9 protein-coding genes and 1 tRNA gene are annotated in these 7,992 nt (G+C 64.2%); 8 read left to right on the forward strand and 2 right to left on the reverse strand.

Features of this window, described 5'->3' with window-relative positions; translation table 11 throughout:
- Positions 1-221: 221 nt before the first annotated feature.
- On the reverse strand, positions 222-875 hold the full coding sequence (chpT, locus tag IC50_RS34805; RefSeq protein ID WP_035715801.1) for a histidine phosphotransferase ChpT: 654 nt from the start codon (positions 873-875) through the stop codon (positions 222-224).
- Positions 876-1,075: 200 nt separating this feature from the next.
- Between chpT and IC50_RS34810 the strand changes: the two genes are divergently transcribed.
- Entirely contained in the window at positions 1,076-1,906 is an 831-nt protein-coding gene (locus IC50_RS34810) for a 3'(2'),5'-bisphosphate nucleotidase CysQ family protein (protein ID WP_085974118.1), read from the forward strand.
- On the opposite strand, the gene IC50_RS34815 is transcribed toward IC50_RS34810, so the two are convergent.
- Complete coding sequence (locus tag IC50_RS34815) at positions 1,900-2,385, reverse strand: YHS domain-containing (seleno)protein (protein WP_035715804.1); 486 nt, start codon at positions 2,383-2,385, stop codon at positions 1,900-1,902. The two genes, IC50_RS34810 and IC50_RS34815, sit on opposite strands and share 7 nt — an antisense overlap.
- 138 nt (positions 2,386-2,523) lie before the next feature.
- On the opposite strand from IC50_RS34815, the gene IC50_RS34820 reads away from it, so the two are divergent.
- The 7 genes from IC50_RS34820 to IC50_RS43500 form a co-directional block, all read left to right on the forward strand.
- Positions 2,524-3,129 carry a DUF1134 domain-containing protein gene (locus IC50_RS34820; RefSeq protein WP_035715807.1) on the forward strand — a complete coding sequence of 202 codons (606 nt, stop codon included), beginning with the start codon at positions 2,524-2,526 and terminating at the stop codon, positions 3,127-3,129.
- 119 nt (positions 3,130-3,248) lie between these two features.
- Complete coding sequence (locus IC50_RS34825; protein ID WP_035715809.1) at positions 3,249-4,547, forward strand: hypothetical protein; 1,299 nt, start codon at positions 3,249-3,251, stop codon at positions 4,545-4,547.
- A 158-nt stretch (positions 4,548-4,705) separates the two neighbouring features.
- A tRNA-Val gene (locus IC50_RS34830) sits at positions 4,706-4,780 on the forward strand.
- A gap of 453 nt (positions 4,781-5,233) precedes the next feature.
- Positions 5,234-6,112 carry a HamA C-terminal domain-containing protein gene (locus tag IC50_RS34835; RefSeq protein WP_225895011.1) on the forward strand — a complete coding sequence of 293 codons (879 nt, stop codon included), beginning with the start codon at positions 5,234-5,236 and terminating at the stop codon, positions 6,110-6,112.
- The gene (locus IC50_RS43490) at positions 6,109-6,489 is read left to right on the forward strand and encodes a hypothetical protein (protein WP_011084976.1); all 381 of its coding nucleotides are present in this window, start codon (positions 6,109-6,111) and stop codon (positions 6,487-6,489) included. Before IC50_RS34835 ends, IC50_RS43490 begins: the two co-directional genes overlap by 4 nt.
- Before the next feature lie 51 nt (positions 6,490-6,540).
- Positions 6,541-7,539 (forward strand): DEAD/DEAH box helicase, encoded by a 999-nt coding sequence (locus IC50_RS43495; RefSeq protein ID WP_035715812.1) that lies wholly within the window; start codon positions 6,541-6,543, stop codon positions 7,537-7,539.
- A 44-nt stretch (positions 7,540-7,583) separates the two neighbouring features.
- On the forward strand, positions 7,584-7,992 hold a 409-nt coding region (locus tag IC50_RS43500), incomplete at its 3' end, for a hypothetical protein (protein WP_035715818.1).

A 7,992-nucleotide genomic window follows, 5' to 3' on the forward strand; every position in this document is an offset into this window, starting at 1 on the left:
GAAACTCCCGCAACAGATCATCCATGAAAACAGGCCTTCATACAGGAAGGGCGCGCACGAGGCGTGATGCGCCATTTCGGAATGGGGCCAGCTTCACCGCAAAGCGTTTAATATTGGTTGAGTATGTGCAAAAGAACGGAACCAACAAAGAGATAAGGCGCTCCGGACAAGCCGAAGCGCCTCGTAAAGATTCGATTAAGAAGCCGAGCGCGACGCGACGTTTACGAAGCGGTAACGATGATGGCTTCGCCGTCCGGTTTGAGCGTTACCGTGAGCCCGCAGGCCTGCGCGAGCAGCCGCGTATAATAAGGCTGGATCGCGTGCGCGTCCGCTGCGGGGCCGCGCTCGCCGCTCAGGAGCTCGGAGATGTTCTGCGGCAGGCGCGCATTGTGTCCGGTCGCGGTGATGCGAAAGCTCATCGTCTCGCCCTCGCCGATCGGGTCGATCGTCAGCATGCCGCCGCGCGGGATGGTATGCTGGGCGACGACCAGCATGTTGAGCAGCAGCTTGACGCGATTCTTCGGCAGCAGCAGCCGCGGCAGATTCCAGGTGATCGAGCACTTGCCGTCCTCGATGTGGCCGCGCGCCATGGTCTGGGCATCGCCGAGATCGATCTGCGCGCCGGAGGAGCCGGCGGCGCCGAAGGCAAGGCGGCAGAACTGGAGCCGGGCCGAGGCGGTCTTGGCGCTCTTGCGAATCAGGTCGAGCGCGAACTCGCGGTCCTCGGGCTTGGGGTCGTCGTCGAGCACTTCGAGCCCGTTGACGATGGCGCCGACGGGGCTGATGAGATCGTGGCAGACCCGCGAGCACAGGAGCGCGGCGAGTTCGAGCATATCGGGAGCGGTAACGGGCGCGGGCGACGAGGCGTCAGACATATAAAGGGGTCCTGGAGGGTTCCTGGAATTGCACGGCGCTGGACGCCGCGAATCACGCATGCTTGACGGATGCTGCGGGTTCTAACATTCGCAAGCCCGCGGCAGCTAGCTTGCGATCGGTTCGAAGCGGCCATAAAGCCCAGGCGAATCAATCGGGCCGAATCAGTTGGGCGAGGAACGGAGTTGCCGATGAATGAGGCATGCAGGTGATGCGGATCATCGACGGGGCGGCCGCATTCGGCCTGATGGAGCCGCTGACCGCCCTGGTGGTGCAGGCGGGCGAGGCGATCCTTGCCGTCAACCGCGCCGCCATGCGGATCGAAGGCAAGCAGGACGGCTCGCCGGTGACCGAGGCCGACCTTGCCGCCGACCGCATCATCGCAGACGGCCTCGCGCAGCTCGCGGGTGATGTTCCGACGCTCTCCGAAGAGCGAACCCAGCTCGCCTCCCCGCCGTTTCGGGGCAGCTTCTTCCTGATCGATCCGCTCGACGGTACCAAGGAATTCGTCGCCGGTCGCGACGAGTTCACCGTCAACCTCGCCCTGGTGACATCGGGCGTGCCGCTGCTCGGCATCGTCAGCGCGCCCGCGCTGGGCCTGCTCTGGCGCGGCATCGTCGGCCGCGGCGCCGAGCGGGTGGAGTTCAACGGCGCAACCATCGGGGCGACCGAGCCGGTCCACACCCGCAAGCTGCCGCCACGCGGAGAGCCCTGGATCGCGGCGGTGAGCCGCTCGCATGGCGATCCCAAAAGCGAGGCTTTCATCGACAACAGGCCCAATGCCGTCCGAAAAACGGTCGGCTCGGCCGTGAAATTCGGCCGGATCGCGGAAGGCAGCGCCGACATCTATCCCCGGTTCGGGCCGACCTCGGAATGGGATGTCGGGGCCGGCGCTGCGGTCGTGACCGCGGCCGGCGGCAAGGTGACCGACGGCAAGGGCGGCGAGCTCCGATTCGGCCAGCGCAGCGACACCGGCTTCATCATCCCGGAGTTCATAGCCTGGGGCGATCCGCAGGCGGCAGGGTGCTACTGACTGAGCTGTTCCTGAAGCGCCGGCCAGCGCTTGCCCACTTCATAGAGGAAGCGCTCGGGATTGGCGACGAAAGCGTCGCGATTGGATTCCCGGCTGAACAAATAGAGCCGCTGCGCCACGATCGCGAAGAAACGGGGATTGCCGGCAATGGTGACGCCGCGGGCGATGTCGGCCGGATCATAGCCGCCGAATTGCGGTCCGTAGATCTCGGGATGGGCCAGGAAAGAGGCGCGGTTGCCCTCGTTCCGGAAACGCCAGACAGCCCCCCAGAGATTCGCCTCGAACTCCATCGTCCCCTGCCTGGCCGTGCCAGCGACGAAATAAGCGACGGGGTCAAAGCCCTCGATGGCAACGCCGGTGAAACGGTTGACGACGATCCGCTCGGTGGTGGCGGCCCATGCCGGCAACGCCGAGCAGGTGATCCAAATGCCCGCCAGCAGGCAGACGCGGCGGCCGATCAAGGCAATTCCGGGGCGCAAAGGGCTATCTTCCTGCCGTTGTGCCGTCATAGTTGCTGCGGATAACATCCGAGTCGAGGGGACATTCGGCGCAACCTACAGCCGCGCCTGTTGGCGTCAGGTTAAGGAAGCGACCGGATTCGGTACCAGGGGTTCTTTATGACTTTCGCATCACGCCTTGCTGCGCTCGCGCTTGCCGCGATGATCGGCTGGATCGTGCCGGCCTCCGCCCAGACGCCGCCACCGCCCGACCTGCCACCGGCGCAGCGGACCCCGACGCCCAACACCTATGGGCCCGACGAGCTCGTCACGGCCGGCCACCGCTTCTTCGGCAACGTCTCGCGCGGGCTCGCCTCGATCATCGAGAAGGCGGTCAGCCAATGGGGCCTGCCGAACGGCTACATCCTGGGTGAGGAAGGCTCCGGTGCCTTCGTCGCCGGCCTGCGCTACGGTGAAGGCACGCTCTACACCAAGAATGCCGGCGACCTCAGGGTCTACTGGCAGGGCCCCTCGCTCGGCTTCGACTGGGGCGGCGACGGCGCGCGCACCATGACACTGGTCTACAACCTGCCCGCCACCAACGCGATCTACCAGCGCTTCGGCGGCATCGACGGCTCGGCCTATATCATCGGCGGCTTCGGCATGACGGCGCTCACCGCCAACAACATCGTGCTGGTGCCGATCCGATCCGGCATCGGCCTGCGGCTGGGCGCCAATATCGGCTATCTCAAATACACCCCGCGCGCGACCTGGAACCCGTTCTAGGCTTCGTCACCCGTACCCCCTGCGGATCAAGGTTAACGACAGGCCGGGGCTGGCTTTTTGCCGGCCCGCCATGGCATGGTCGTTGGTGAATTTTTCCTTAAGCTTGGGAGTTCTGGCCCATGGTCGAACCGATCATGTACCTGGCGATCGGTTTCCTGCTCTCGATGCTGTGCGGGCTCGCCATCGTGCCGCTGGTGCATAACCGCGCGGTGCGCCTGACCACGCGCCGGCTCGAGGCCGCCACCCCATTGTCGATGGCCGAGATCCAGGCCGACAAGGACCAGCTCCGCGCCGAATTCGCCATGTCGGCGCGGCGGCTCGAGATGAGCGTCGAGCAGCTCAAGAACAAGACCACGAGCCAGCTCGCCGAGCTCGGCAAGAAGAGCGACGCCATCAACCGCATGAAGATCGAGCTTGGCGAGAAGAATGCCGCGATCTACGCGCTGGAGGCGCGCGAGAAGGCGGTGAAGGAGCAGCTCCGTGCCACCGAAGAGGAATTCAGCGCCAGGACCGAAGCCCTGCGCGCCGCGGAAAATGCACTGACCGACAAGCAGAACGAGCTCGCCAAGATCAACTCCGAGCTGTCCGACCGCTCGATGATGGCGGAGAGCCGCCAGGTCGAGCTCATCGCGGTGCGCGCGCAGATCGAGGCATTGAAGAGCCGCGTCGGCGATGCCGAGAAGGAATTTGCCGCCACGCAAGCGCGCCTGGCGCAGGAGCGGACCGAATCCGAGACCGCCTCGCGCGAGCTCGGCGAGGCGCGCGGACGCGTCGAGAATCTGAGCCAGCGCGTCACCGAGCTCGATCGCCAGCTCATCGCGCAGGTCAAGGAGGCCGAGATGCTGTCCGGCCGCGTCGCCGACCTCGAGGGACGCCTCGCCACGCAGGGCAAGCTGCTCGCCGAGCGCGACTATGAGAACAACCAGCTGCGCCAGGCCAACGAGAGCAACGAGCGCACCATCAAGGAGCTGCGCGTCGAGATCGCGGCCTTGAGCGGCGGCAAATCGTCGGCTGCCATGGAGCAGCTGCGCGCGGAAAAGGCCGCGCTCGAGGAGCAGCTGCGCACCGCACGCGACGAGCGCGCCAAGCTTCAGCGCGACCTCAACGCGATCCAGCAGCAGGCGGAGAGTTCCTGGGCCACCGAGCGCATGGAGAACGCGCTGCTGCGCGAGCGCATCAACGACATCGCGGCGGAAGTCGCCAAGCTCGCGATGCAGCTCGAAGGCCCGAACTCGCCGATCGAGGCGCTGCTCGCGGCCGAGGCCGGCCAGCCGACCAAGCCGGCACCGCGTCCGGCCAACGACGCCGCGACGGGCGGCGCTCCGGCACCCCGCCTGCCCGAAGGCGGCGGAACGCTGGCCGAGCGCATCCGCGCGCTCCAGGCCCACGCCTCTCGCGCCCGCCAGCAGGGCGCGTAACCGGCCGAAACCGGGGCACCCAGGCGAATCGCTGAATTGACACGAGGTTTTCCGCCCCCCGGGCGCCTGAAAACTTGACACCTTCGGCCGGCACTTCTAAATCGCGGGCTCCGATGTGCCGGCCGGCCGCAAGTTGCGGCCGCCCGCATGATGGTCCCGGGCGCATAGCTCAGCGGGAGAGCGTTCCCTTCACACGGGAGAGGTCCAAGGTTCGATCCCTTGTGCGCCCACCATTTCAAACCTGAATTCAATGATTTAGTCGCTGGCTTCCCCTGTAATGTGCCCCAAAAAAGCGGGGGCACAATAGGGGCACATCGGCTCCTACCTTGGTCAGTCGTTTCCGAGAAGCCAACCATCCAAGAGCAGACGGCAGGCGCGTTATTGCCGAGCATGTTTTCGTAAAGAGCATGCGATGCTGCTCTAGACTTGCGAGCAACAGCGACGACGCGCGTGAAGGCTTTGGTCTAGTCCGCAGCGCATGAAAGCGCCGCTCGCGATCATCGCGGATTCGATGGCAATTCCCGCCGAACATGGACTGCGGAGGTCTAGGTGGTTACAATTATGGGTTGACTCGTCTGGGGGCAGACGGGCGTACGAACAAGGGGGTAGGCCGTCTGTCGACCATCACCGCGACTGATCTCACGTCCGCGCTGACAGGGAATCCGGAAGCACTCGACGTTCACCTCATGTTGGTGGAGCGCGACGTCCTCATCGAGGGTCATTCGGTCAAGATCCACTGTCATTGCCTCACAGTGGATGGAAACGGCCGCGTCCAGCCGCACCGGCTGGCGGAGTTCATGCGGAACGCCGTAGTCGACTATGCGATACCGCGCTCGAAGCTCGCTGCAGCGAAAGCGCGCGACGCCAAGTACAATAGCACCGAGGCGGTCGCCGAACTCGTCGAGCGCGCCAAGCGGTCGTTCACCGATTTGGCGAAGACCGGAGAGGGCGGCGAGATGCTGCTGTTCTTATTGGCCGAGCGCTTCCTCAAGCTGCCTCAGATTCTGTGCAAGATGGATCTCAAGACAGACACGCGCCTACACTACCATGGAGCCGATGGGGTGTACGCTGGCGTGATGCCGGAAGGCATCCCGAAGCTCTACTGGGGTGAATCCAAAATCTACAAGGACGCGGGAGCCGCGATCCGCGACTGCCTCGCCTCACTCGCTCCCTTCCTCATTGAACCAGAACACGAGGAAACCGACAGGGAACGCGATCTGGTGCTCCTGAGCGACAAGGCCGACCTCAGTGATGCGACGCTCACCGACGCGCTGAAGAAGTATTTTGACAAGTCGTCGGTGATGTCCAAGCGGGTCCAATACTGCGGCGTGGCCCTGGTGGGCTTCGACGCGCCGTTCTATCCGAAAGATGACGTAAAGGCGATCGCGGAGGAGATCGTTGAGGCCTCACGCGCGGAACTGGCCGTTTGGAGCAAAAGGATCGGCGAGCGGCTCAAGTCGGAGAAGCTCGACCAGATGGAAATCGAGCTGTTTTGCATCCCGCTGCCGTCGGCCGACGGCTTCCGCGCCGCATTTCTCAGAGCGATGGGGATTAAGACGGAATGAGCCTAGTCGGTCTCCAGTCGTGGCTTCTTCAGGAAGGAATTCGCGACGATCTCGATGCGATCATTCGACTCACCGTGCGCACCGAACTTGACAACCTAGTGCCCGAACCCGCCGCCCCCTCTGCCGTGGCGATCGATTGGCCAAGGCTGCTGCTCGCCGGCAGCATATTGGCGCGGTCCGATCAACGGATCGACCAGGAGGCCGCGCTCCGGATCGCAACTGCGGCGATCTCTCTGACGGACGATCAAGCACTCAAGGACGCGGGCGCTGTCCTGTTGGGCAAGCTCTCCAATTACCGGGCCATCACGCTAGCCAACGATCGCCACCTACTGACGGCCGGTCTCGACCGGACGGCTAGGTGTGGCGCTGCGCCTTGAATCCCAGCGGCGCGAGATGGACCGTTCCATCCTGGTGGAATCGAGCGGCGCTTGGCTGCAGGTGAACGATTTTCAGCAACGCTTCTGGCCAATGCGGGCGGAGGAAGTTGGCTCTCGGCGTCCGCCCCCACTGCCTCCGGGAAGACGTTTCTCGTCCTTCAGTGGTTGATCGACCAACTAAGCGCGGGTGACACCCGGGTCGCAGTCTACCTCGCCCCTACCCGCGTGTTAGTTTCGGAGATCGAGACCACTCTCCAAGGTCTTCTCGGCAAGACCAAGCGCATCGAGGTGTCGTCCCTTCCCCTCCGTGACAAGTACGAAGCGGCGCGCGCTGGAGGCGCGCAAGTAATTCTAGTCTCCACGCAGGAGCGGCTGCACCTTCTCGCCAACGTGCTCGGCGACGCGTTCTCAATTGACCTGCTTATCGTGGACGAGGCGCACAAAATCGAGGACAGCCAACGCGGCGTGATCTTGCAGGACGCCGTAGAGCGGGCTAGCCGTGCGAACTCGAAGCTGAAGGTCGTATTCATCAGCCCCGCGACACAGAACCCGGAGGCATTGCTAACGGACGCGCCCGACGGTGTGCAGACTGTCGCCGTCGACAGCGACGCTCCCACCGTTCTCCGGAACCTGATCGTCGCGAACCAAACCCCACGCAAGCCGAAGCTCTGGAACCTGACCGTCCGACAGCAGGGTTCGACACTTCCAGTCGGAACGCTCCAGCTCGCAAGCACGCCAGCGGGACTTAGGAAGCGCCTCGCCTTCATCGCCGCAGCGGCGGGCCAGAGAGGCGGAACGCTCGTCTACACGAACGGCGCCGGAGAGTCGGAGGATGTCGCCGATCTGGTTAGCCAGCTCCTGCCTCAGCCTGGCTCAATCGATCCGGAGCTTGCACAGCTCGCCGACCTCGCCCGGAAGGGCGTACGCCCCAACTTCCGCCTTGCACCGCTCGTTGAACGCGGGGTCGCGTTCCACTTCGGCAATATGCCATCGACGCGGCATCGTGGCGCTTCGAGAGACTGGCCGCCGAAATGGACCCGAGCCGCATGAATGTGGTGAGCAGATAGGCGCCCGAGTCCTTGAGGTTGGCCGAGATGATCCGCGGGAACATCGAGTGGCACCGTACCACCGGTAGGACCTACAGCCTTCCGGTGCAGATCCGCAACACGATGGAGCTGGTCGAGCAAGTCGCGCGATTCAAGGCGCCGAAGTATCTGTCCGCCTACATGGATGTCCTGCACATGCATCTCCGCCAGATCAACCGTGAGGACCTGATTGATCACGGCTTGGACATCGGCACACAACTTGAGTTTGGTACTTCGTCGAGGACCCTCCTCTCACTCATGGAACTCGGTCTCTCCCGCATGAGCGCGGTTGCCTTGTACGAGAAGACCGATCTCAGTAAGGAGGAATGCGTGGCGTGGGTCACCGAACGCGAAGGTCAGCTCGAAGCCATGGATTTCCCGGTCATCATCGTCCGCGAGCTACGCGAGCGGCTTTTGC

The sequence above is a fragment of the Bradyrhizobium genomosp. I (2014) genome (genome assembly GCF_000261685.1).
In the GTDB taxonomy this organism is placed as follows: domain Bacteria; phylum Pseudomonadota; class Alphaproteobacteria; order Rhizobiales; family Xanthobacteraceae; genus Bradyrhizobium.